The sequence below is a fragment of the Novosphingobium sp. HNCC26BN242 genome (genome assembly GCF_057180525.1).
Genome location: NZ_JBXUGM010000001.1, coordinates 31,850 through 54,619 on the forward strand (window position 1 = coordinate 31,850; position 22,770 = coordinate 54,619).

Genomic DNA, 22,770 nt, shown 5'->3' on the forward strand with positions numbered 1-22,770 from the left:
TTGTTCAGGCATTGACATCGGCGTAGTGGCTGGGCGGCTGGATGCCGTCCATCCGTTCGGCCAGCAAGGGGCGAAAGCTGGGCCGGCTTTTGAACACCGAATACCAGCCACGCGCCTGTTCGTGGCCCGACCAGTCAATCCCGCCAAGGTAATCGGCGACCGAAATCTGCGCTGCGGCGGCCAGATCGGCAAGGCTCATCGTGGCGCCTGCCAGCCAAGGGCGGTTGTCTATCAGGTAATCAATATAGTCGAGGTGTTCATCTGCCAGCCGCATCGCATCGCGCAGCCGCTTGCTGTCAGGCGGGCTGCGATAGACGAGGCGCTTCTTCATGCGTTCATCCAGCAGGGGGCCGGTGACATCGGCATAGAAGTTTTCATCAAACAGCGCGACCAGCCGCCGAATCTCCGCGCGGGTGGGCGCAGTGCCGTTGATCATCGGGGTCTTGTCGACCGTCTCTTCAAAATACTCGCAGATCGCACGGCTATCCGCAAGGCTCAGCCCGCGCTCAGGGTTATGGATCGCAGGCGTGCGATAGGCCGGGCTGAGATGCCCAAACCCCTCACGCCGCTCCCACGGATTTTCGCGCACCAGATCATAGGCGACGCCCTTCTCGCTTAGCAAAAGCCGCACCTTGCGGCTGAAAGGACATAAGGGGAATTGATGAAGCTGCCACATGCCGAGGAGCATTGCGCGGGGATGGGGGGGAAGTCTAGGGGTGACTGCACCACTCGATCCGATAGCGGCGAATAGGCGCACGCCCAATCGTCAAGCGCGAGGACACTTTGCGGCAGGAGCGATTCTTGCAAGGTTCATTCCTGTGCGTCCCCGCCCCTCGACAAGCTCGGGATAAACTGCCCGAAGGGCAGGCGGGGACCTCAGGCGGTTTACGCCAATGTTGTGTAAAGCGACTGCGGCCCCCGCTTTCTGGCTTCGCCAGAAGTTTATCCTGAGCGGCTGGCCTGCCAGCCAGCCGAAGGGCGGGGGAGCGGGTTGGATGTGGGGCGGCGGTTTCAGACGGTGCGCTTCTGGTAGGTTGCAGGACCTGCTGGCACCAGCACCTCACCTGCCGCACCACTCACCACATCACCATCGCCGAGATAGAGCCAACCGCCGGGCGTTAGCTGCTCTGCCAGCCGCAGCACCAGTCTCTCCCTTGCCGTGTCATCAAAATGGCGCAGCGCAGTGCGGCAGAAGATAATGTCAAATTGGCCCTGCATTGGCCATTCGCCCAGCAGATTGAGCGGCCGGAAGCGAGCAAGTTGCTGGATTTGGGGGGCGATGATCGAATGTTCGCCGTTGGGGTGCGTCCAAGCGTCGCGAAATCGGGAGGGGACGGGCTTTAAGTCTTCGTTGCGATAGGTGGCTACGCGGGCTGTGGTGATGGCGGGGGTGGCGATATCGGTGCCGAGCAGGCGCAGGTCGGCTTTGGCCAGAGCTTCGCCTTGCGCCTCGTCATCGCCCAGCAGCGACATCAGCATGGCCCAGGCATCGGCACCGCTGGAGCAACCGGCACACCACAGGCGCACTTTGCCCCCGTTCAGCAGTCGCTCGACATAGGCGGGGCGCACGATTTGCTCGAAATGCTCAAACTGATGGGGGTACTGGTAAAATGCGGTGTGATGGGTGGTTAGCGCGCTGATGGCTCTGCGGCGTTCGGCCACATCTTCGCGGATACGGATCACATAGGAGGCAAACGTGGCGCAATTGGTGTTGCGCACCAGCGGGGAGAGCCGCGCAAACACCAGCATCGCCTTGCCCTCAGGCAGGACGATCCCGGCCTCCTTGTGAGCGATTTCGGCAATCGCGCTGAAGTCGGCCTCGTCAAAAACCCCGGGGCTGATGCCGGGCAGCGATGCTTCAAAGGCGTCCATCAGGCTGGCCTCGCCATTGCGGGCAAGCGGTTGCAGACCTGTTGTGCGGGCAGGCGGCATGATCGTTTTCCTGTGATTGCTGCGCGGCGGGTCTGCTGGCGGGTGTCAGGCCGCAATGCTGCGCAGCATGGCCTCGCGTATGTCGATGAAGTCCTGCCGGATGGCAGCAAGTTTGATCGGATCAAACCGTGTCACGCAATCGAGGATCGCCCCGCGCGCGGCCTGATACATCTGCACCAGTGCGCCCGCAGTGGGGTTGGCCATGTCGACTCCCATCTGCAACGCGGTTAGCGCAGAAACAGCGCGGGTAAGCGCGGCGCTTTTGGCGGCATTGTCAGCCCGTTCCTGCGCATGAAGCGCGCGGCCGACCGAACCGATGACCTGCTCCAGGCATAAATCCACCAATTGGCGTGAATCCGCACCGCACACGCGCGCATCAAAATCGATGCGGCGATAGGCTTCGGTCGGGTCATTGCGGTGGTGCAGCATCAGTTATCACTCGAATTCCAGGCGTCGATCTGCGCCCTCAGGAAAGACAGGGTCGATTGCGAACCACTCACGCGGGTATCCATCGCGGCAAAGCGGCTGATCATCTGCTGACGCAGGGTTTCCTGCTTTTCGGCGAGCGCAGAGGACCGGTCGGCCAGTGTTTTTTGCAGCGCGGTGTTGCGCGTGATCGAACTGCCCAGCGAAATGCCGGTGATCGACGATGTGTTGCGGGCGATGCGGTCTATCGCAGAAAACACGCCGAAAATACCTGTGGTCCACATTGCGCCTGCCGCTTGCGGCGCATCCTGCAGCGTGCGGTTCAACCGTTCGGTATCAAGCGTGAAGCTGCCGTCGCGTTCGGTCTTCAGGCCAAGGTCGGCAAGGGTTGCAGGCTCGCCCGGCGCGGCGTTGATCATGATACGTTGCCCGGCAAGCTGGGTCAGTGCGGTGCGCAGGGCGCGGGCGCCGGGATCGTTGTTAAGCTCGCCCGTTTCGCGCTGCATCGCCTCGTTCAGCTGTCCGACGACCTCGTTCAGCGCTTCGGTCAGGTCGTTCATCGCGGTGGAAATGCCCGCCGATGGATCGCTGAAGCTGATCGTGGCGGGGTTGCCCACATTGGTGGTGGTCAGCTTCAGGTTCAGCCCGGGGACCACATCGTTCACCGTGTTGCTGGTTCCGGTGTAGTCCACACCATCGAGCGTGAACGCCGCATCGGTGGCCGTGGCGCGCAGTTGCGTGGTGTTGGTGGCAGGGGCCCAGGCCAGCGCGGCAAGGTCTTCGCCACCCACATCGGGCGTGGCCTCGATCACGAAGCCGCTGTTTGCGCCTTCGGCTCCTTTGAGCACCAGTTGCGCACCCGATGTGCCATTGGCGACATAGGCGGTGACGCCAGCGCCTGCCGCATTGATCGAACGGGCCACATCGGTCAGCGTCGCGCCGGTGGGAATGGCGATATCCACCGCATCGCGCGTCGCATCGGGGTTGAACCCGCCGCTGGCCACCGTGCCAAAGCGCAGCGTCAGCGTGCCTGAGCCGACGGTAGATGTAGCTGCGGGATAGGCCGGCATGACCAGCCGCTGCGCATTGGCAAGGCTCGTCACTTCAAGGCTATAAGTGCCGCTTCCGCTTAACGTGCCCTTGCTGACCGTGGCCACATTGCTGTTGGAGATCGATGGCCGCACGGCCAGATCGCCGGTGCGGATCAAGGTGCCGATCGAAGTGGACAGCGTGGTCATTAGCGAGCGCAAGTTCGATGCGCTGGAAATCTGCAGCGCGACCTTCTCGCTCTTGGCAGAAAGCTGGTCGATACGGCTGGCAAACTGTGCGGCGGCCAACTGTTCGGCCAGCTGCGCGGTATTGATGCCGCTGCCTGCGCCCAATGACGAAATGATCTGCGCAGTTGCCGATGACGACGCGGTGGAGGAGGGGGGAGCAGAGGCCATGGCTATCAGGACGGCTGCGAAGGCGTGCGATTAAGCTGCACCACTGCTTCGGGGCGGCCATCGGCGTCGAATTGCAGGTGGATTGGCAGATCGATAGGCGGCAATACGGGATTGTCCCCCCGCTTGAGCGACATGACGAAGGCCAGAACGGATGCGATGGCGGCATACAAGTCTTCGCGGATCATCTGATTTTCGCGCGTGGTGAAATAGACCGAGCGGGCCAGCGGCGGCACTTCGATGGTCGGCACGCCCAGCTCTGCGGCCAGTTGCCGCATTGCCAGCGCCTTTTCCCCGCGCCCTTTGGCCAGCACCACCGGGGCAGGGGCAAGGTCCGGGTCATAGGTCAGCGCCACGGAAAAGTGCGTGGGGTTGGTGATCACGAACTGCGCCTTGGCCATCGCGCCCTGCATCGCACCCATCGCCAACTGGCGCTGCTTGCCCCGGACGGCGGCCTTCTGTTCGGGCGAACCTTCGGATTCCTTGTGCTCGTCCTTGATCTCTTGCAGCGTCATGCGCAGGCGGAAAAAGCGGCGCACCCACTGGATCGGAAAATCGATCAGCGCGATGATCATCAGCCCCGCCGCCAGCGCAAAGGCCAGCGAGGTGATCGCATCCCACGCCTGCACCAGTTGCCCATGAATGTCGCCGTGGCCCAGCCCGATCAGCCGCGAAATCTCGCCCGATGCCCAGAACCACGCGATCGTGCCCAGCAGGATCAGCTTGGCCAGCCCCTTGGCCAGTTCGATCCAGCCCTGCGGCCCGAACATGCGTTTCAGGCCCGACATGGGGTTGATGCGCGATGCTTTGGGCGCAAGGTTCCCGGCGTTCCAGCGCCCATCGGACATGCCGATCTGCGAGAACACTGATCCTGCCAGCACCAGCCCTCCCAGCACGAACACCGGTGGCAGTACCGCCACCAGCGCGCCGATCAGCAGCTTGTTCGGCGTGAAATCCTCAATCGCGCCGCGATCGAGCGTGAACGCGGCGCGCAACGTGTCCTGCAGCGCATCGAACAACCACGGCCCGGCAAACTTGAGCCAGACCGCGCCCACCAGCACGCCCACGGCCGTCGCCAGATCGCGCGAACGCAAGACATCGCCATTCTTGGCGGCCTCGCGTTTGCGCTTGTCTGTTGGGGCAAAGGTCTTTTCGCCCTCCTGCTCAGCCACAGCCGCCCCCTATTGCGCGATCAGCGCGGCGGCTTGGCCAACAGCGGTGGCAGAGATTTCCACCATCACATCGGTCAGCATCGGCGCGGCGGCGATCATCGCGGCAAGGCCCGCCAGCACGCCTGCGGGCAGGCCCAGCGAAAACAGGTTGAGGCTGGGGGCAGAGCGGCTGATGATGCCTGTCGTCACCTGCACCAGCAGCAGGATCAGCGTGACCGGCAGCGCGATCAGCAGCGCGGTGATGAACATCTGCCCGGCAAATTGCGTGATCAGCTCCATCCGCCCCGGCGCCAGCCACGGCGCACCCGGCGGGAAGGTGGCGTAACTATCGACCAGCAGAGCAATCCAGTTCAGATGCGCGCCGGTGCCAAGGAAAATCACAGTCAGCACCACCGCAAAATATTGCCCCAGCGCGGGCGAGCTGGCCCCGCTGACCGGATCGGCCGCTGTGGCGATCGACATGCCCATGCCCCCGCCAATCAATTCTGCGGCCAAAGTCGGCGCGGCGAATGACAGTTGCAGCACGAACCCGATGGCAAGGCCGATCACCACTTCGTTGGCGGTCCAAAGCAGTCCGTTCAACGATAGCAACGCAGGCGGCGCGACGACGGGCGTCCATCCGCAGACCAGCAGCGCAATCGCGCCGGTGGCAATAACGCGCACCTGCGGCGGCACCGTTGCTGCACCAAACAGGGGCGCAGCAAACATCGCCGCACCAATCCGCGTCATCACAAACATCCAGCGCCAGAAGTCGGCCTCCAGCGCGCCAAACCCGAAGTTGAGCTGCAACACGCGGCTACTTCCCCGTCATCGCAATCTGATCGAAGATTTCCTTCGTGAAATCCCCGATCAGGCCCAGCATGGCCGATCCGAACAGCACCAGCACCAGCGCGGTAATCGCCAGTTTGGGCACAAACGTCAGCGTCTGTTCGTTCACCGACGTTGCCGCCTGAATGATGCCGACGACAAGCCCGATGGCCAGCGATGCCAGCAGAACAGGGGCGGCCACCAGCGCGGTGATCCACAGCATCCGGTCAGCCAGCGAAAGGAGCGAGGCGGTATCTTCCATTATCCGAAACTCGCGGCAAGACTGCCCATCAGCAGCGCCCAGCCATCAACCAGCACGAACAGCAACAGCTTGAACGGCAAGGACACGATGGTAGGTGACATCATCATCATGCCAAGGCTCATCAGCACCGATGACACCACCAGATCGATCACCAGAAACGGCAGGAACAGCATGAAGCCAATCTGGAACGCGGTCTTCAGTTCACTGGTGACAAAGGCCGGCAGCAGGATCGAATAGGGCACCTCTGCGGTGCTGGCAAAACGCGGGGCCTTGGCCATATCGGCAAACATGCGCAGGTCCGTCTCTCGCGTCTGGTGGATCATGAAGCTGTGAAACTCCCGCCCTCCCGCCACGAATGCCTGCTCTGCCCCAATCTGCCCGCTGGCATAGGGCTGGATGGCATTGGCGTTCACCTTGTCCAGCGTTGGCCCCATGATGAACAATGAGAGAAACAGCGACAGCCCGATGAGCACTTGATTGGGCGGCGATTGCTGCAAACCCATCGCCTGCCGCAAGATCGACAGCACGATCAATATCCGGGTGAAGCTGGTCATCATAAGCACCAGCGTGGGCAGGATCGTCAGCAGCCCCATGATCAGCAAAAGCTGCAACGAAAGCGACAGCGAACCGCCGCTCTGTGCGCCAGCCATCTGGCCAAAGGCCCGGTCCAGCGCGCCCGAAAGCGCTGCCGGTTCCGGGGAGGGAGCCGGGGTTACAGCTGCCATCGCATGATGCGGCAGCAGGACCAGCGCGGTCGTCAGCGCGCAAAAAAAGCGCTTCACCGCACCTCCTCCGTCTCAACCGGTACCCGTGCCGGAGCCTCGGCCAGCCGCACCAGCCCGTTCTTCCCCGCCGAGACAAGGATCTCGCGGCCATGAAACTCCAGCACAGCCAGCCGCAGCGTGGGAGACAGCATCTGCGTTTCGATGATGCGCACCGATTTCGGCGCAGTACCGCCCATGAAACGGCCTTCCATGCGCTTGGCAAATTTCAGGCTGGCCCAGGCAAGGCCGCCGATCAGCGGCAGCAGCACCAGCAGTTTGAGAACGTACCAGAACATCAGGCATCATCCCCCTTGGGGGCGGCCTTCGGGGCCTTCTTCTCGGGCGAGGCAACTGCTGGTTCTTCGCCGTCCGAACCTGCCAGCTCCACGATGCGCAGGCCAAAGCGGTCGCCTTGCGCCACCACTTCACCGCGCGCGATCAGCTTGCCGTTGACCATCACGTCGAGCAATTCGTCGGTCATCCGGTCCAGCGTCACCACTGAATCTTCTGACAGGCCCAGCACGTCCTTCAGCTTCATCTGCGTGCGGCCAAGTTCAACGGTCAGGCGGACATCCACATCCTTGAGGAAATCGAAACCGCGGGGTTGAAAGGTCATGGGTTCTTGCCTCGTTATTCAGGAAAGTTGAGAAATCTGGATGGCAACACGGTCTTCGATCGCGCCGATTGATCCGTGGGCATAAGTCTTGTCGCCCACCACCAGCGGCACGTTGCGCGCGATGGGTACGGGCAGCACTTGCCCCACTTCCAGCCGCGAAACCGTGGCCAAGGGCAGGGCTATGTCCACCAGAACGGCGGTCAGATTGATGGGCATATCGGCAAACGGTGCGTCAGTAGGCCGGGCTGGGCCGCGGTGGGTTTTTGCCGCTTGCGTGCCCTGTCCCTGTCCAAACGCTCCGGGCGCAAACATCTGGCTCAGCGTGTCCAGCGGAAAAGCCAGCGAAATGGCCCATGTTGCGCGCCCCTTTTCCACCACGTTGAGCGTCAACGTGGCAATCTGCGTAGTGTCCGGCATAGCTTGAAGCTGCGCCAGGTTGGGATCGCGCCGAACGGCGCGGATCGGGCCGCATTTGCCGCCCAGCGCCAGCGCAAGGCATGTGGCGATGCTCTGTTCGATCCGTGCAATCATCAGTTCGGCAGACAGCGGAAATTCGCGTGGCAGCGATGCCGGCGTATCGCCAGGGCCGCCAAACGCCCGGTCCACCAGCCGCAGCACGCTTGCCCCCTCGATCGACATCATGAACGGACCCGTGCCGATCTGCATCAGGCAGTTTGCGGCCAGCGGCGGGATGAACATGCAGAAATCGGCAAAATCCGTCTTGGTCGGCGCAACCGTTTGGATTTGCGGTTCCATACCGCCCAGCAGCGGTGCCAGCGCCCCGCGCACGGCCTTGGCCAAACGCTCGCTCATCCGGGCCAGCGCCGGGATCAGTTCTGCCGGATCAGGTCCGGGGCGCAGCAGCGCCACATCGTGCCGTGCGATTGCACGTTCGGCAATGAAGGCGCGTTCTGGTTTCATGGGAAGCGGTTGGCCTTCCTGCTTACTGGACGATGAAGGACTTGAAGTAGATGTTTTCGACCCCGCCAAAGCCTTCGTTCTCTTCCAGAACGCGGTTGATCGTTGCCGTCAGCCGCTTTTGGAAGCGGCCCTTGCCTTCAGGCGTCATCACATCCTCTTCGGGCGTGTCGGCAATGGCGATCAGCAGCGCGGACCGGATGGCCAACTCGTGCTTCTTCATCCACAGCACCACCCGGTAATCGCGGCGGGTGGATGCGGAGATATTGACCTGCAGCAGCCCATCGGAATCGCGCAGGTTCGATGTGAAATCGTCGGGGAAGTTGTAGTAGATCGTGCGGAATTCGCTGCCGCCATCGCCATCGGTTTCGGCACCGCCCGCCTCGCCTTCGCCTTCCTTGGCAACAGGGGCATAGGGGTCTTCCTCGCCCTTGCGGATCAGTTTGGGGTTGTTGTCCACCTTGATCACTTCGTGCGGACCGCCACCGCCGATCACGCCAGCGGCCACAAGGCCAAACACGCCGCCGCCGCCTGCGCCCAGCAGGGCAATGGCACCGATGACCTTGATCATCATGCCGCCGCCCTTTTTCTTCTTGGGCTTTTCTTCCTTTTCGGTCTTGTCGCTCATGGTCTGTCTCTCGGAATGGGAAGGTCAGGATCAGGCATAAATGCCGCTGTCGCGGGTTGTGGCGCTGCCCGAAGCGGCGTCATCGCCCATGCGGGAATTTGGTGCAGCGTTGGTCAAAGGGCGCGTGTCGGTGCGCGCGGTTCCGGCTTGCTGCTGGGATGGCTGGCCCTGCGCTTGGCCCTGTTGCTGACGGGTGGCGCTCGCATCGGCCTGCGACTGGCCGTTCTGCCCACGCGTATCGGCAGAGCTGGCGGCCGCTTCACTACTGGCGCCAACCGCACGCACAAAGCTGGGATCAGCCGCGCTCATCGCCACCGAAAGGCCCGCATCCGTGCTGTCAAAACGCATCGAGATGCGCCCGAAATCAGTATTGGTCACCGCCACGTTCAGGGTGCGGGGCGATGCCTCCTCGCGCGCGCGGTTCAACGTATCGACCAGCGTGGCAAAATCGATGCGTTCGGCCTTGGCTTCGCTGCGGGTGGGGGCGGAGGGCAGCATCTCCGTCGGCATCGGTGCATCGGCGGCGATGGTGCCAGCCATCGCGTTTTCGATCAGCTGCGCCGCAGACGCGTTTGCGCTGCTGGATGGCTCCCGGGCAGCGACGGCGCTCCTCGCGGCTGTGGCCAGTGCGGCTTCGTCGCTTGCAGGTTCGCCATTTGTCGCAAGCAGCGCAGCGCGCTCGGGCGCATTGGCCTGCATCACGGCAGGCCCTGTAGAAGGCCCTGAAAAGGGCTGGGCAACAGGCGCTGTGGTTGGCCCTGTAGCTTGCGCAATGGCAGGCGCAGGTCTTGCGATTAGGCTTTTCGGTGTCGGCGCAATCAATTCCATCTGCGCTGTGCTGGCCATGGCTGCAGCCACGGCACCGGGCGCTGCCGGATTCTGTGCCAGATTTGCTGCCGGATTCTGCGCCAGATTCTGTGTTGGCGTCGTAGCGATAGCAGCAGGTGCATCGGTCGCCGATGTTGCCATGTCGAATCTGGCCAGCGCCGGTCCGGTGGGCAGTTCGTTTGCTGGATGTGCCAACCGTTCCGGCGCGGCAAAGATCGCTGCAAACAGCGCGATGTCTGGCATGGGTGCAATGCTGGCTTCGGGGTCAGGGCTCCGCGCTTCACCTGCCAGTTCTTCGGTCTCGGTTGGCTCTGGCGTTGTCGTGTTTGCATTACGGTCAGCCGATGGGCGGCCCACGCCTGCCTTCACCAGAATGGCTTGCGGCAGATTGGCTTGGATGCGCGCGGCAACCGTGCTGGCTTCAACCGGCAAAGATTTGCCGCTTTCCGGCAAGATCGCGTTTGCCGCTGGCAGAGTGGCCGAATGGGCATTGGCCTGGATTGCCAGCAGGGCATCGAAGCTGGGAACGGGATGGGCAGTGCCTGCACCTGTGCCCGGTTCTGCCGGAACGCCTGCGTTTTCCAGCGGTGCCGCCACGGTCGGTATCAGCGCTGTTGGCAGGGAAAAGGCAGAGATATCGGGCATGGACAAGGTCTCCGGCGGTTGCGTTAACCTTGTCTATTCAAGACCCGTGCCAGATGGCTTCTTGCCGGTTACAGGTATTGCACCTGAGGCAATCTTTCGCGCGATCAGCCGCTCCTGAGCCTGCGCGCGCTCTTCCACAGCGGCGCGGCGGCGCTCGGCCGCAGCGGCTTCCTGGGCGCGCGCATCGGCAATGCGTTTGGCGTTTTCGGCATCAGCGCGGGTGCCGGTGGTAATGCGGTCAAGGCCCGCCACGAAATGCCGCATTTGCTGCAGTCCGTGGGCATCACGGGCGTCGGTGCGGGCGGAATAGTCGGCAGACAGGCGGCTCGTGCGCTCAACCAGCGATTGCAACTGCGCCAACGTGCCCTCAGCCTTACCCGCTTCGGCCAGCGCGGTCTGCCGGGCAATGTCGCGGATGCGCTCCAGCCGCCGCAGCCGGGCCAACCGGGCGCGTTCTGCCTTCATGGCCCGATCAGCTGCGTCAACGCGGCAATGCTGGGTGCCATCGGCACGATCTCACGCTGCGGCTGGCTGATGAAGCCGGTTAGCACGTCGTGCATGGCGATCGCGCGGTCAAGCTGCGGGTCGGCCCCGGCGCGGTACGCGCCCATCAGCACCAGATCGCGATTGGCCTCGTAACTGGCCACCAACGCACGGAATGTGCGCGCGGCTTTCTGGTGTTCGGGCGCGGTGATATCGTTCATCACGCGGCTCAGCGATGCGGCGATGTCTATCGCCGGATATTGCCCGCGCTGGGCCAGATCGCGTGACAGCACGATATGCCCATCAAGGATCGAACGCGCGGTATCGACCACCGGATCGTCCTGGTTGTCGCCATCGGCCAGCACGGTGTAAAGGCCCGTCACCGAACCCCCGCTCTGTGCAGAATTCCCCGCGCGCTCCACCAGCTTGGTGATCGTGGCGAGCGCCGACGGCGGATAGCCGCGCGCCGCGCCCGGTTCGCCCAGCAGCAGCGCAATTTCGCGCCCTGCATGAGCCACGCGCGTCAGGCTGTCCATGATCAGCAGCACGCGCTTGCCCTGCGCGCGGAAGTATTCGGCCAAGGCCGTGGCCATCATCGCGCCACGGATGCGTAAATTAGGGGCGTGGTCAGCAGGCACGGCCACGATGACCGAACGCTCACGCTTGGCCCCCTGCATATGTCGTTCAACAAAATCAGACACTTCGCGCGCACGTTCGCCAATCAGGCCGACGATCACGATTTCCGCTTCCGCGCCATGCGCGATCATGTCGAGCAGCACCGATTTGCCCACGCCCGATCCCGCCATAATGCCAATGCGCTGGCCCACGCCAAACGTGGTCAGCGCATTCAGCGCGCGCACGCCAGTATCAAAACTTTCGCGTACCGGGGACCGGTCGAGCGCGGCAGCGCGCACGCCCCCCGATGGCCATTCGTGGCGGTTGTTGATCGGGCCAAGCCCGTCAATCGGCTTGCCCTCGCCATCCACCGCGCGGCCCAGAAACGCCTCGCCCACCGGGACCATGCCGGGGCGGCCTTCGGGGCGGACCTTTGCGCCGGGGCGCAGCAGCACGGGATCGCCCAGCAGCATCATTAAGGTGCGTCCGTTGCGGAAGCCGATGGTCTCTGCGCTCAATGATCCTGCGCCATGGGCGATGCGGCATTGGGTGCCGATGGGGACCGAAAGCCCTGAAACTTCAAGCATTCCGCCATCGCACGCTGCCAGCAGGCCATAGCGCGGCGGGGTGAAATCGGGCTGACACAGCGCCATGCCATCCAGCACCGGTTCGATAAAGCTCAGCATTGGCGCAACGCTTCCTCAATCGCTTGTCGCCATTGCGCCGGGCCATTCTCCACCCCGCCAATCGCGCCTTCCACCCGCACCGCGCCGCGTTCCAGCGCGGCATCGGGTTCAAAGTGCCAGTCTTCGGGCAGACGCGCGGCGATCAGCGCCAGATCTTCGGGGTGAAGCCGGATCACGCGCGCATCCTCGGCGCGGGCGAGCATTGCGGCGGCGACTTCCACGCGGCGGGTGAGGCCTTCGGGATCGAGCGCGGCAGGGGCGATGGCGGATTCGCACAGGGCGATCACAGTTTCGCGCAGACGGTCTTTCAGATCGGACTGCATCGCGGCATCGAGACGCGACAAAGTCAGCTCGATCTTGCCGCTCGCGGCTTCGCGTTCGGCGATGATTTGGGCGGCGGCTTCCTGGGCATCGCCCAAGCCGCGCGCGTATCCATCGGCCCATGCTTCAGCCACAGGATCGGGTGCTTCTTCAGGCACTTGTGTGTCGTCTGGTGCAGCCAAGTGCGTGCTAGGTGCATCTAGGTGCACTTCAGGAATTGCCACTTCCGGCAGGAACCGACGGTCGTGCGCAAAGCCTGTGGACCGGTTTCCGAGGTCTGCCAGAGATACCGCTCTGAGCGCGTCAGACATAATCATCATCGCCCGCGCCGAACACGATCACCCCTTCGGCAGCAAGGCGGCGCGCGGCGGCGATCATCGCTTTTTGCGCTTCGATCACTTCAGCCATCTTCATCCGCCCGCGCGCGGCAATTTCATCGCGGATGCCATCTGCGGCGCGAGACGACATCGAGCGGAAGAACGGTTCGCGCAGTTCCTCGGCAATGCCCTTCAATGCGGCGATCAGCGCATCGCTGTCCACTTCGCGCAGCAGCGCGCCCATCGATTTTTCGTCGAGCACATAGAGGTGCTCGAACTTGAACATCTCGTTTTCGATGGCCTTGGCCAGTTGGCGGTCCTGCTTGGCGATTTCGGGCATGACGCGCTTTTCGACCGTGCGGGCCGAAGCGTTGATGATATCGGCCGCTTCGCGCGGGCCGCCCATGGCGAGGGCCGCAGTGCCATGACATTCGGCGATGCGGCGGTTGAGCATTTCTTCCAGCATGCCAATCGCTTCGGGCGCAACCGGGCCGAGCGAGGCGATGCGGTGCACCACCTGGCTTTGGCTGTCATCGGGCAGGCTGTGCAGCACTGCGGCGGCCACTTCTGGATCGAGATGGACGAGTAACACGGCAATCGCCTGCGGATGTTCATCGCGGATCAGCGGCGCAATAACTTGCGGAGTGAGCCAGCGGGCAAGTTCGATGGTCGGCATTTGCGAACGATCATCGGGAAGTATGCGCTGCATCAGGCTGTCAGCCTTCACCTCGCCCACGGCCTTGGTCATCAGTGTGCGAACTTGCCCAACGCGATCATGCGCGATCAGGCCCAGACGCTCGGTCTTTTCCACGAAACCGGCGATGGCCTGCGCAATGGCGACAGGGCCAATTTCGCCCAGCGCGCACATCTTTTCACCCAGCAGGCGCAGTTCGGCAGGTTCAAGCTGCGAAAGAATCTTCGCGGCCTGATCGTCGTCAAGCAGCATGACCATCACGGCGGCGCGTTCGGGATCGGAGATCTGCACTTCATCTGCGGCGACGATTTCGGTCATCTCGCTCATGCGGCACCTTCTTCTTCGGGCGTTTTCAGCATCTGCTTCAGGGCCACCAGCGCGCTGTCGGGTTTTTCTTCGACCAGCCGCTGGGCAAGGCCGACCTGCCGGGCGAGCGCTTCGGCATCGACCACGCCGGTTTGCGGGTCTTGCGCAGGCTGCATGGCGGCAGCGACTTCTTCGGCAGTCACCTGTGGTGCAGCTTCTTCGATAACTTCGGCTTTGGCCTGCTCCTCGCTTTCTTCAGATTCGTCGTGTTCAGCCGCTTCGCCCTTCTTGCCTCTTTTCTTCTTCTTGGCTTTGGGATCATCCTCGGGCTTGGCCGGATCACGCTTCAGCGCCTTGATCAGCGGGCGCACGCCCAGCAGCAGGACCAGCAGCACCGCGATCAGTGCCACGGCATTGCGCAGGATCGTGGCGAACCACGGCGTTTCCCAGAAGGGCATGGGTTCTTCGACGGCAGGTTTGAACGCGCGCACTGCCACCGCCACCTGATCGCCGCGCGCCGGGTCTGCCCCCACGGCAGCGCTGACCAACTGCTTGATCTGTTCGATATCCTGCGGCTTGGCCTTGGCCATCGCTTCCTGGCTGAGTGCCACGGCCACCGAAAGGCGGCGCAGCTTTCCGGGCGCGCGGTTGGAGACTGCCACTTCGCGGCCCAGCTCATAGGTTTTGGTCGAGCTGGATTCGGTGTTTTGCGGCGTTGGCGCGGCGGCGGCAGGCGGCGTTCCTGCAGGTGCCCCTGGTTGCGCCACGGTGGCAGGCGGCGGGGTGTTGGCGGTAACGCCGGGCACGCCTTGTGCGGGGGCGGGTTGGGCAGATTGCGAAGCGTTTTGGCTTTCTTGCCGAACCACGCCTTCCTTGTCATAAGATTCGCGCGCGGAGGTGACCTGATCCATATCCAGATCGACCTGAATTTCGGACGAGAAATTGCCCTCGCCCAACATCGGCGTGAGCAATTGCGACACTTGCAGCCGCAGCTTTTCTTCCATGCGCTGCTGCAGTTCGAGCCGGTCTCCATCCACGCCGCCCGGTTCTGATAGCAAGCGGCCATGCTGATCGACCACGCGGACCGCATCAATCGCCATGCCCGGAACTGATCCTGCAACGAGGTTGACGATGGCGCGGACCTGGCTTTCGGACAATTGCCGCCCACTTTTCAGTTTGACCATGACCGAAGCGCTGGGCGCGAAATTGTCGCGCACGAAGACCGATTTTTCGGGCTCTGCCAGATGGACGCGGACGGTTTCGACGCCGTCGATCTCCATCATCGTCAGTTCCAGCTCACGTTCGCGCGCGGCTTTCAGACGTTGCCCTTCAAGCCCGCGGCTGGCGCCCATCGGCAACTTGTCCAGCATCTGCGTTCCGGTTTCGGGCGTGGCGATGGCCCCGTCCGAAGCGGCGACCATACGCGCCTTGTACAGATCATCCTCGCCCACTGTGATGGCACCGGTGCCGCTATCGATCTGATAGGGGATGGCGGCCTTTTCCAGACTGGCGATCACTTCGGCACGTTCGCCATCGGACAGCTGGCTGTAGAGCATGCGTTGCGGGGCAGGCGACATGGCCAGCCACAGCACGCCGGTGAGGCCTGCGGCGGACATGCCTGCGAACCAGGGCAGCATCTTGCGCACGGGTGGCTGCGCCAGAAAGGCCTTGGCCCGCGCGCCGGGGCCACCGGTGGCGGGATCGGTCAATGTGCCGAAGGTGGTGGGCGAAGTCTGGTCGGTCTGGTCGGCCATTTACTCACACTCCCATCCGCATGATGTCTTGATAGGCATTCAGCAGTTTGTTGCGGACCTGCAGCGTGGCTTCGAAGGCGATGCCCGATTCCTGCCGGGCCAGCATGACCTTGGCGATGTCGGTCACTTCGCCCTTTTCATAGGCTGCGCTGATCTCTGACGATTTCTGCTGGGCGGCGTTGACCGTATCGAGCGCGCCCTTCAACGTATCGGTAAAGCTGCCTGCTGGGCCGGATGGCGCCTGCGGAGCCGCAGTGGCATCTGGTGCCCTGACCTGCTGGAGCAGTTGCGAACGCTCCATGATCTGCTGGCGCAGGGCCATGATGTCCTGAATGCCCGCAGCCCGGCTCCCCAAACCGGAGATGCCGCTCATCGCCGGCCACCCACGGCGCGGAAGGTCATGTCAATGCCGGCTTCGCGGAAGCTGGCAAGGCGATAGCGCAACGTGCGTTCGGAGATGCCGAGCTGGCGCGCGGCCGCCACGCGGCTGCCGTTGCAAGCTTCCAACGTAGAAATGATCGCACGCGCTTCCGACATCTGCACGATGTTCGACAGGCTGGCATCACCCGTTTCGGGCGGGGCGATAGGCGCGCTGACAAGGCGGGTCGTGCGGTCAAACGCGATATGTTCAGGGCCGATGGCCTCGGCGGGGCCAGCCAGCACCAGTGCGCGGCGGACCACGTTTTCCAGTTCGCGCACATTGCCCGGCCAGGAATGGCCTTTAAGCATCGCAAGCGCCGCATCCGAAATCCAGGGGCTTTGGGCCGCATGGCGCAGCACCATGGCAAAGGCGAGCGGGGCGATATCGGCGGGCCGTTCGTTCAAGGGGCGCAGTGCAAGGGGGAAGACGTTAAGCCGATAGAACAGGTCGGCGCGGAATCGGCCTTCCTCCACTTCCAGTGGCAGATCGCGGTTGGCGCAGGCGATGACGCGCACGTCCACCTTGATCGGCTGGGTTGCGCCCAAAGGCACGACTTCGCTTTCCTGCAAGGCACGCAGCAGCTTGGCCTGCAAGGGCAGGGGCATTTCAGCGATTTCATCGAGCAATAGCGTGCCGCCATCGGCCGCCCGGAAAAAGCCTTCGCTGGCCGCATTGGCTCCGGTAAAGGCGCCTTTCTGATGGCCGAAGAGCAGCGCTTCGAGCATCGCTTCGGGCATGGCAGCGCAGTTGATGGCGATGAACGGCTTGCCCGCGCGGGCCGAGCGTTCGTGGATGAAGCGGCTGAGCACTTCCTTTCCGGTACCGGTGGGGCCGTTGATCAGGACAGGGATGTCGGTGGCGGCAATGCGTTCAGCCAGCGCGAGGACCGACAGGCTTTCAGGATCAGCCGCGATTGGCGCACCGGGCTTGGTGGCGCAGGCCAGCAGTGCGGCAAGTGTGGCTTCGCCTGCACCATCGGCATAGCGCAAGGTGGCGATGCGGCTGCCCGATTGACGTTCGATGGCAGCCGTGCTGGCGCGTTCAAGCAGCACTGCCTGCGCACGCGGTGGCACCGTGGCGTTCTCGAATGCGTCTGCCAATATGGCATCGCCCGGCGCGCCATAGGACGAAAGCACCGATGCCGCGCGCTGCACCAGCGCGGGATGGGCTTTCGCTGCCGCTTCGGTGAACTGCAATGCCCCGAAATCGCGAATCATTTTGAAACCCCTGTTAACCATCCTGTGTGGCCCCATCTTTCGCGCGTAACCGGCAAACAGGTTGAAACTTTAAGGGGTAGGGAATCCCCTAGTGCCAATACCTAGATGCGGCAGGCTTTTGCCGGGGGGTGACTTAAAACCGGCAGGCCTTTGCCGGTCTTTGTCTCGACAGCCGCGTCGATCCCCTTGGCCCGGCAGTCCATTCGGGACGACACCCCCACATCGGAGACTGGAAAAATGGCCGTTATCAACACCAACATCAGCGCGATCCGCGCCAGCAATTCTGCAAACAGCGCATCCAAGATGCTCGGCACGGCAATGGAGCGCCTGTCGACCGGCAAGCGTATCAACGGTGCCAAGGACGATGCGGCAGGCCTTGCCATTTCGACGAGCATGACGGCGCAGATCCGCGGCATGAGCCAGGCCGTGCGCAACTCGAACGACGGCATCAGCCTTGCCCAGACCGCAGAAGGCGCGCTGAACGAAGTTTCGAACATGCTGCAGCGTGTGCGTGAATTGTCCGTGCAATCGGCATCGGGCACCTATCAGGACACCACCGACCGTGCCTATATGCAGACCGAAGTCGATGAACTGACCGCGCAGATCGTGCAGATCACCGACAACACCGAATTCAACGGTGTGAAGCTGTTTGACGCTTCGGTGGCAACAGTCACGGTGCAGACGGGTTCGAAAGGTGTCGATACGGTCGATCTGACCATGGCCGACCTGACGGCGCTGACTGCAAACGGCGGTGCTGGTTCTTATGACGTTTCAACCGCCACAGCTGCAAACGCGGCGCTGACCGATCTCGACACCGATCTTGATGCCATCTCCAGCGCGCGTTCCACGCTGGGTGCAGGCATCAACCGTCTCGAATCGGTTGTGAACAACCTGAACGACAACATCACCAACATTTCGGATGCCCGTTCGCGCATTCAGGATACCGACTATTCGGCCGAAACCACGGCGATGGCCAAGGCCCAGATCCTGAGCCAGGCATCGACCGCGATGCTGGCGCAGGCCAACCAGAGCCAGCAGAACGTGCTGTCGCTGCTGCGCTAAGTTTCTCAACCGATCGGCGCCTGTCTCCACCGGGCGCTGATCAAACCGGCTCCCGTCTCCACCGGGGGCCGATCAAAGAGCCCGGCGGCCCCTTTCCCAAGGCCGCCGGGCTTCTTTTGTAAGATTTCAGGCAGCTACGGTGGAATCCACCCAGAACGTGCCACGCGACTGTGCCTTTGCGCGGTAAAGAGCCCGGTCGGCGCGTTGCAGCAGATCGTGACGGGTATCGCTGGTGCCGGTCAATTCGGAACAGCCAATCGTGGCCGAAACAGTGAAGTCTCCTGCAGCCGACGTACGCGGGAAGCGCAATTCCTGCGCCAGCCGCGCTGCAACTTCGGGAAGCTGCGCCACCAGTGCGGGATCGGTGATGACGAGGGCAAATTCATCGCCGCCAAGCCGCGCGGCGAGCGAGCCTTTAAGCCAGGGCGAGCGCAGCACCATAGCCACAGCGCGCAGCACATCGTCTCCGGCAGCATGGCCGAGTGTATCGTTGACCTGTTTGAAATGATCAAGATCGATCAGCATCAGTGCCAGCCGTTCGCGCGCAATCTTGGCCAGATCGACGCGGGCATCGATGTAGGACACGAACTTGTGGCGGCTGGCGATCAGCGTCACCTCATCGGTGTTGGCGCGTTTGGACAGTTCGCGGATTGACCGGTGGCTTGCGGTCACGTCCTGCAACACGCCGATCAGGCCGGTGATCTGGCCATTGGCCAATTCTGCCTCACCAATCGCGCGCACCCGCTTTTTGGGCCCGGTTGCGGGCAGCAAATCGAGTTCGATATCAAGCGGATTGCCGGTCTCGATTGTCGCCGCGAGCGCGGTTTCGAGCCGCGTGCGGTGATCCGGCGGATAATAGGCGAGGGCATCTTCAAGCTGCTGCGAGCCGCCGAACGGGACGCCATAGATATCATGCACGCCTTCGGACCAATTGACGCGGCCGGTGGCCAGATCCAGCCGCCAGCAGCCGATGGACGTGAGGCGTTCAGCCTGACGGAACTGGCGTTCGGCGCGCTCCTTTTCGGCCAGCATGGCTTTCAGCAGCACGGTGTCCTCGGCCAGCGCAATGCTGGACAGGCGCGACTGCACCATGGCTTCCACGCCCCGAGCGAACGAGATCAGGCGGGCGCTATCTGCCGGCGAGAAGGTGCGCGGGGCGCTGTCGATCAGGCAGAATGCGCCGATGCCAGCGATCGGGGCATCGGGATGCGCGCGCACCCGGATCGGCGCGCCGGCATAGAAGCGGATGTGCGGGTCCTGCGTGACCAGCGGATTGTTGGCAAAGCGCGCGTCAAGGTGGGTATCAGGCACCACCAGCAAGCTATCCTGAGCAACTGCGACACGGCAGAAGGATTGCTCGATCGGGGTTTGTTCTGCTGCGATGCCGCGACGGGCGATGAAGCGCTGGCAATCGCCATCCAGCACGCTGACAATCGCCATCGGGCAATCGAACAGGGCGCTTCCTGCATCGACCAGATCGGTCAGCCCCGGATCGCGCGCGGCGAGCAGCTTTTCAAGAAACGGCACTGGGCGACTCCGGTCTGGCGGTTGCCATCCATAAGCGCGCCAAGCCGTTAACGCTTTCTAAAGCGTGCGGTGAAGCGTTTGAAACTTTTGAATAATCGGATCAACCGATGAGCAGAATCGACATGCGTCGGTTGCGGGGGTCGGCGGGGTTGGCCTGGATCAGCGGTTCGCGATCGGCCACGCCCTCGATCCGGCGGAAGCGCGGTTCGGCAATGCCCTGGCGCATCAGCGCCTGCCGGGTGGATTCGGCGCGCCCGGCCGAAAGCGACCAGTTGTTGGCCACGCCATTCTTCCACGGCAGCGAATCGGTGTGGCCGCGCACGGTGATCTGGCTTGGATCGGGCGCGATGGCCTGTCCGATGGCGCTCAGCAGCTCGGCCGCATCGGGGGTGAGTACTGTGGTGCCCAGAAGGAACATCGAGAAGTTCGCATCGTCTACCAGATCAAGGCGGATGCCTTCGGGGGTTTCGGTCATCCGCACCTGGCGCGCCAGTTTGCGCAGCTTTTCGGACTGTTCAAGCTTTTGCGCGATGCGCTCCTTCATGGCCTGCGTCCGCTTGGACTTTGCAGCGCCCTCCTTGGGACCGCCGCTGGCATCGCGTGGTACGGTTAGCGATTGGGTGCCGGTCTGGCCTGCGCGATGCGGATACTTGTCGGCATCGGTCAGCGACGACCCGCCCAGCACGCCATTGCCGCCTGCACTGCCTTGCTTCATCTTGACCAGCGTGGGGGTGAAGTAATCGGCAATGCCCTTGCGCTGTTTTTCGGTGGTGGCACCCAGCAGCCACATCAGCAGGAAGAACGCCATCATCGCGGTTACAAAGTCGGCATAGGCAACCTTCCACGCGCCGCCGTGGTGGCCGCCTGCGACAATCGTGATCTTCTTGACGATGATCGGTTTGGGCGGCTCGTTCTTGCCCTTTGCCGGTGCCTTGGCCATCGGTCAGGTATCCTTTTCCGCTACGGCGGAAGCGGCGCCGGCCCGCTCCCCCGCCCGGCCACCCATGCGAGTATCCTGAATGGGTGGCCGGGCGGGAGGGCAGGCCGGTGCCGACTGCGTTTTTGTGTAACGGAAACGCACGATTAACGGCCGCGCAGAGCGTCGAGGAGTTCCGAAAGGCCGGGGCGATAGGCGTGGCCAAGGCCGGAGCGGGCGCTTTCGACCACCAGCGGTTGCGGCCAGCCGTGCAAGCTGGCGATGATCACCTGCTTGACCGCCTGAAAGATCATCTCGTCCTGTTCCAGCACCTGCTTGAGCCGCCCCGCGATGGGGCCGACCATGCCATAGGCAAGCAGAATGCCAAGGAACGTGCCGACCAGCGCCGAGCCGATCATCGCGCCCAGAATTGATGGCGGCTTGTCGATCGAGCCCATGGTTTTCACCACGCCGAGCACGGCGGCCACGATGCCCAATGCGGGGAGTGCATCGGCAAGGCCCTGAATGGCATGCTGCGCTTCATGCTCTTCATGGAAGTGCGTTTTCATCGCATGGTCCATCACGTCCTCCACCGCGTGGACCTCAAGCGTGCCCGAGGACACGACGATCAGGGTCAGCGTATCGCAGATCAACGAGGTGAGCGCGTGGTTGGCGACAAGGCGCGGGTATTCGGCAAAGATCGGCGAGTTTTTGGGGTCAGTGACGTGGCTTTCCAGCGCCACCGGGCCATCGCTGCGCAGGATCTTCATCAGTTTGGTGCACAGCACGATCGCATCGATGTGATCCTGCTTGTTGTGCTTTGGTCCCTTGAAGGTCTTGGCAAAGCCGCCGCCGATGCCCTTCAACTCGTGCATCGAGTTGCCGGTGACGATGGCACCCACCGCAGCGCCGCCGATGATCAGCATTTCGTGCGGCAGTGCGTGCAGCACGGGGCCCAGATCGCCGCCGGTGATGGCAAAACCGCCAAACACCATGGCGAGCAGAATGACGATACCGATGGCTACGAACATGACAGGTTATCCCGGTCTGCGGCGTGGGCGATCAACGCAGCACGCTGAATAATGAAAGGTTGGCGAGCCTTGAGAAGCTGGCCTGGCTGGCTTCGAGCACCAGCATGGTGTTCTGCAGCTTTGCGATGGATTCGGTCATGTCGGTGCCGCCCACTTCAGTCTGTTCGGTCATACGCAGTTCCGAAAGGCCAATGCGGCGTTCGGTGTTGAGATCGATCCAGTTGAGCCGTGAGCCGATCACGGTTTGTGCGGTGGTGATAGCATCAAGGCCATCGCTGAGGCCTGCAAGCGCAGCCGTGGCCGCCGCCGCCCCGCCGGTTCCGCTGGTCAGCGCGTCAGCCAGATCTTTGGTCAAGGTGAGCAGATCGGTGGGCACGCCGCCCGACTGAAATTGCAGGAACTCCGGTCCGGTTACTCCGCGGGAAACGAATTGGCCCGCGCCAAGCGAAATGGTGCCGGGATCACCGATGCCGGTATAAGTCGCATTGCCCGCAGCATCCAGCGTGTAGGCAGCACCAGCACTGACACCGCCGAACAGAGCATTGCCTGCAGCATCGCGGGAATTGGCCAGCCCGACAAGATTCTCGCGGATCTGGATGACTTCCTGCCCAATCCCGGCACGCTGGCTGCTGCTGAGTGTGGACGAGGCCGCTTGTGTTGCCAGTTCCTGCAGGCGGATTACGAACGTCGTGATCTGTGTCAGGGCATCGTCGGCGAGCGTCAGATCGGTGGTGGCGCGATTGGTCGCGGCTTCATCAATCTGATCAAAGGCATCAGCGCGGGCGAGCTGACGCAGGCGCGAGGCGGCGACTGGATCATCAGAGGACCGCTGCAGACGCTGGCCGCTGGACAGTTCGGCCTGCGTTTCCTCGGCCTGACTGCGCAAGGCGGACAGGTTGGACAAGGAGCGGTCATAGAACGCTGCTGTGGATGTGCCAAAGATCGTGCTCATGGCTGATTACCTGCCGTTCATCTGCTGT

General features: G+C 63.0%; 25 protein-coding genes. 1 reads left to right on the plus strand and 24 read right to left on the minus strand.

Annotated elements, in window-relative coordinates; genetic code table 11:
- Positions 1-4 precede the first annotated feature (4 nt).
- The 20 genes from AC2A1F_RS00145 to AC2A1F_RS00240 form a co-directional block, all read right to left on the minus strand.
- On the minus strand, positions 5-676 hold the full coding sequence (locus AC2A1F_RS00145) for a glutathione S-transferase family protein (protein WP_298284254.1): 672 nt from the start codon (positions 674-676) through the stop codon (positions 5-7).
- 335 nt (positions 677-1,011) lie between these two features.
- Positions 1,012-1,932: a CheR family methyltransferase gene (locus AC2A1F_RS00150; RefSeq protein ID WP_484206763.1), complete on the minus strand. Its 921-nt coding sequence runs from the start codon at positions 1,930-1,932 to the stop codon at positions 1,012-1,014.
- Between the two features lie 45 nt (positions 1,933-1,977).
- A complete protein-coding gene (locus tag AC2A1F_RS00155) occupies positions 1,978-2,361 on the minus strand; it encodes a flagellar protein FliS (RefSeq protein WP_484206764.1) in 384 nt (127 codons plus the stop codon).
- The gene (gene fliD / locus AC2A1F_RS00160) at positions 2,361-3,803 is read right to left on the minus strand and encodes a flagellar filament capping protein FliD (RefSeq protein ID WP_484206765.1); all 1,443 of its coding nucleotides are present in this window, start codon (positions 3,801-3,803) and stop codon (positions 2,361-2,363) included. The genes AC2A1F_RS00155 and fliD overlap by 1 nt, the downstream gene beginning before the upstream one ends.
- Before the next feature lie 5 nt (positions 3,804-3,808).
- Positions 3,809-4,972 carry an EscU/YscU/HrcU family type III secretion system export apparatus switch protein gene (locus tag AC2A1F_RS00165; RefSeq protein WP_484206766.1) on the minus strand — a complete coding sequence of 388 codons (1,164 nt, stop codon included), beginning with the start codon at positions 4,970-4,972 and terminating at the stop codon, positions 3,809-3,811.
- Positions 4,973-4,981: 9 nt separating this feature from the next.
- Positions 4,982-5,764, minus strand: a complete 783-nt coding sequence (gene fliR / locus AC2A1F_RS00170; protein WP_484206767.1) for a flagellar biosynthetic protein FliR — start codon at positions 5,762-5,764, stop codon at positions 4,982-4,984.
- 4 nt (positions 5,765-5,768) lie between these two features.
- On the minus strand, positions 5,769-6,041 hold the full coding sequence (locus AC2A1F_RS00175) for a flagellar biosynthetic protein FliQ (protein ID WP_484206768.1): 273 nt from the start codon (positions 6,039-6,041) through the stop codon (positions 5,769-5,771).
- Entirely contained in the window at positions 6,041-6,766 is a 726-nt protein-coding gene (gene fliP, locus AC2A1F_RS00180; RefSeq protein WP_484208130.1) for a flagellar type III secretion system pore protein FliP, read from the minus strand. The genes AC2A1F_RS00175 and fliP overlap by 1 nt, the downstream gene beginning before the upstream one ends.
- Before the next feature lie 53 nt (positions 6,767-6,819).
- On the minus strand, positions 6,820-7,101 hold the full coding sequence (locus AC2A1F_RS00185) for a flagellar biosynthetic protein FliO (protein WP_484206769.1): 282 nt from the start codon (positions 7,099-7,101) through the stop codon (positions 6,820-6,822).
- Positions 7,101-7,421: a flagellar motor switch protein FliN gene (fliN, locus tag AC2A1F_RS00190; protein ID WP_484206770.1), complete on the minus strand. Its 321-nt coding sequence runs from the start codon at positions 7,419-7,421 to the stop codon at positions 7,101-7,103. The genes AC2A1F_RS00185 and fliN overlap by 1 nt, the downstream gene beginning before the upstream one ends.
- An 18-nt stretch (positions 7,422-7,439) precedes the next feature.
- Positions 7,440-8,342 carry a FliM/FliN family flagellar motor switch protein gene (locus AC2A1F_RS00195; RefSeq protein ID WP_484206771.1) on the minus strand — a complete coding sequence of 301 codons (903 nt, stop codon included), beginning with the start codon at positions 8,340-8,342 and terminating at the stop codon, positions 7,440-7,442.
- Between the two features lie 22 nt (positions 8,343-8,364).
- Positions 8,365-8,967, minus strand: coding sequence for a flagellar basal body-associated FliL family protein (locus tag AC2A1F_RS00200; RefSeq protein ID WP_484206772.1), 603 nt, complete (start codon positions 8,965-8,967; stop codon positions 8,365-8,367).
- Positions 8,968-8,997: 30 nt separating this feature from the next.
- Positions 8,998-10,440, minus strand: a complete 1,443-nt coding sequence (locus AC2A1F_RS00205) for a hypothetical protein (RefSeq protein WP_484206773.1) — start codon at positions 10,438-10,440, stop codon at positions 8,998-9,000.
- A 33-nt stretch (positions 10,441-10,473) separates the two neighbouring features.
- Positions 10,474-10,905 carry a hypothetical protein gene (locus AC2A1F_RS00210; protein ID WP_484206774.1) on the minus strand — a complete coding sequence of 144 codons (432 nt, stop codon included), beginning with the start codon at positions 10,903-10,905 and terminating at the stop codon, positions 10,474-10,476.
- Positions 10,902-12,224 carry a FliI/YscN family ATPase gene (locus AC2A1F_RS00215; RefSeq protein WP_484206775.1) on the minus strand — a complete coding sequence of 441 codons (1,323 nt, stop codon included), beginning with the start codon at positions 12,222-12,224 and terminating at the stop codon, positions 10,902-10,904. Before AC2A1F_RS00215 ends, AC2A1F_RS00210 begins: the two co-directional genes overlap by 4 nt.
- Positions 12,218-12,865 carry a FliH/SctL family protein gene (locus tag AC2A1F_RS00220; protein ID WP_484206776.1) on the minus strand — a complete coding sequence of 216 codons (648 nt, stop codon included), beginning with the start codon at positions 12,863-12,865 and terminating at the stop codon, positions 12,218-12,220. The genes AC2A1F_RS00215 and AC2A1F_RS00220 overlap by 7 nt, the downstream gene beginning before the upstream one ends.
- Complete coding sequence (fliG, locus tag AC2A1F_RS00225; protein WP_484206777.1) at positions 12,849-13,883, minus strand: flagellar motor switch protein FliG; 1,035 nt, start codon at positions 13,881-13,883, stop codon at positions 12,849-12,851. Before fliG ends, AC2A1F_RS00220 begins: the two co-directional genes overlap by 17 nt.
- A complete protein-coding gene (fliF, locus tag AC2A1F_RS00230; RefSeq protein ID WP_484206778.1) occupies positions 13,880-15,616 on the minus strand; it encodes a flagellar basal-body MS-ring/collar protein FliF in 1,737 nt (578 codons plus the stop codon). The genes fliG and fliF overlap by 4 nt, the downstream gene beginning before the upstream one ends.
- Positions 15,617-15,620: 4 nt before the next feature.
- Positions 15,621-15,989 (minus strand): flagellar hook-basal body complex protein FliE, encoded by a 369-nt coding sequence (gene fliE / locus AC2A1F_RS00235; protein ID WP_484206779.1) that lies wholly within the window; start codon positions 15,987-15,989, stop codon positions 15,621-15,623.
- Positions 15,986-17,254: a sigma-54 interaction domain-containing protein gene (locus AC2A1F_RS00240; protein ID WP_484206780.1), complete on the minus strand. Its 1,269-nt coding sequence runs from the start codon at positions 17,252-17,254 to the stop codon at positions 15,986-15,988. Before AC2A1F_RS00240 ends, fliE begins: the two co-directional genes overlap by 4 nt.
- Positions 17,255-17,491: 237 nt before the next feature.
- Between AC2A1F_RS00240 and AC2A1F_RS00245 the strand changes: the two genes are divergently transcribed.
- The gene (locus AC2A1F_RS00245) at positions 17,492-18,316 is read left to right on the plus strand and encodes a flagellin N-terminal helical domain-containing protein (RefSeq protein ID WP_484206781.1); all 825 of its coding nucleotides are present in this window, start codon (positions 17,492-17,494) and stop codon (positions 18,314-18,316) included.
- A 126-nt stretch (positions 18,317-18,442) separates the two neighbouring features.
- Here AC2A1F_RS00245 and AC2A1F_RS00250 read toward each other — a convergent pair whose 3' ends face one another.
- The 4 genes from AC2A1F_RS00250 to AC2A1F_RS00265 form a co-directional block, all read right to left on the minus strand.
- Entirely contained in the window at positions 18,443-19,843 is a 1,401-nt protein-coding gene (locus tag AC2A1F_RS00250; RefSeq protein WP_484206782.1) for a diguanylate cyclase domain-containing protein, read from the minus strand.
- 100 nt (positions 19,844-19,943) lie between these two features.
- Positions 19,944-20,783 carry a flagellar motor protein MotB gene (locus AC2A1F_RS00255; protein WP_484206783.1) on the minus strand — a complete coding sequence of 280 codons (840 nt, stop codon included), beginning with the start codon at positions 20,781-20,783 and terminating at the stop codon, positions 19,944-19,946.
- 143 nt (positions 20,784-20,926) lie between these two features.
- Positions 20,927-21,790: a flagellar motor stator protein MotA gene (gene motA, locus AC2A1F_RS00260; protein ID WP_484206784.1), complete on the minus strand. Its 864-nt coding sequence runs from the start codon at positions 21,788-21,790 to the stop codon at positions 20,927-20,929.
- Positions 21,791-21,821: 31 nt separating this feature from the next.
- Entirely contained in the window at positions 21,822-22,742 is a 921-nt protein-coding gene (locus tag AC2A1F_RS00265) for a flagellin N-terminal helical domain-containing protein (RefSeq protein ID WP_484206785.1), read from the minus strand.
- Positions 22,743-22,770 lie beyond the last annotated feature (28 nt).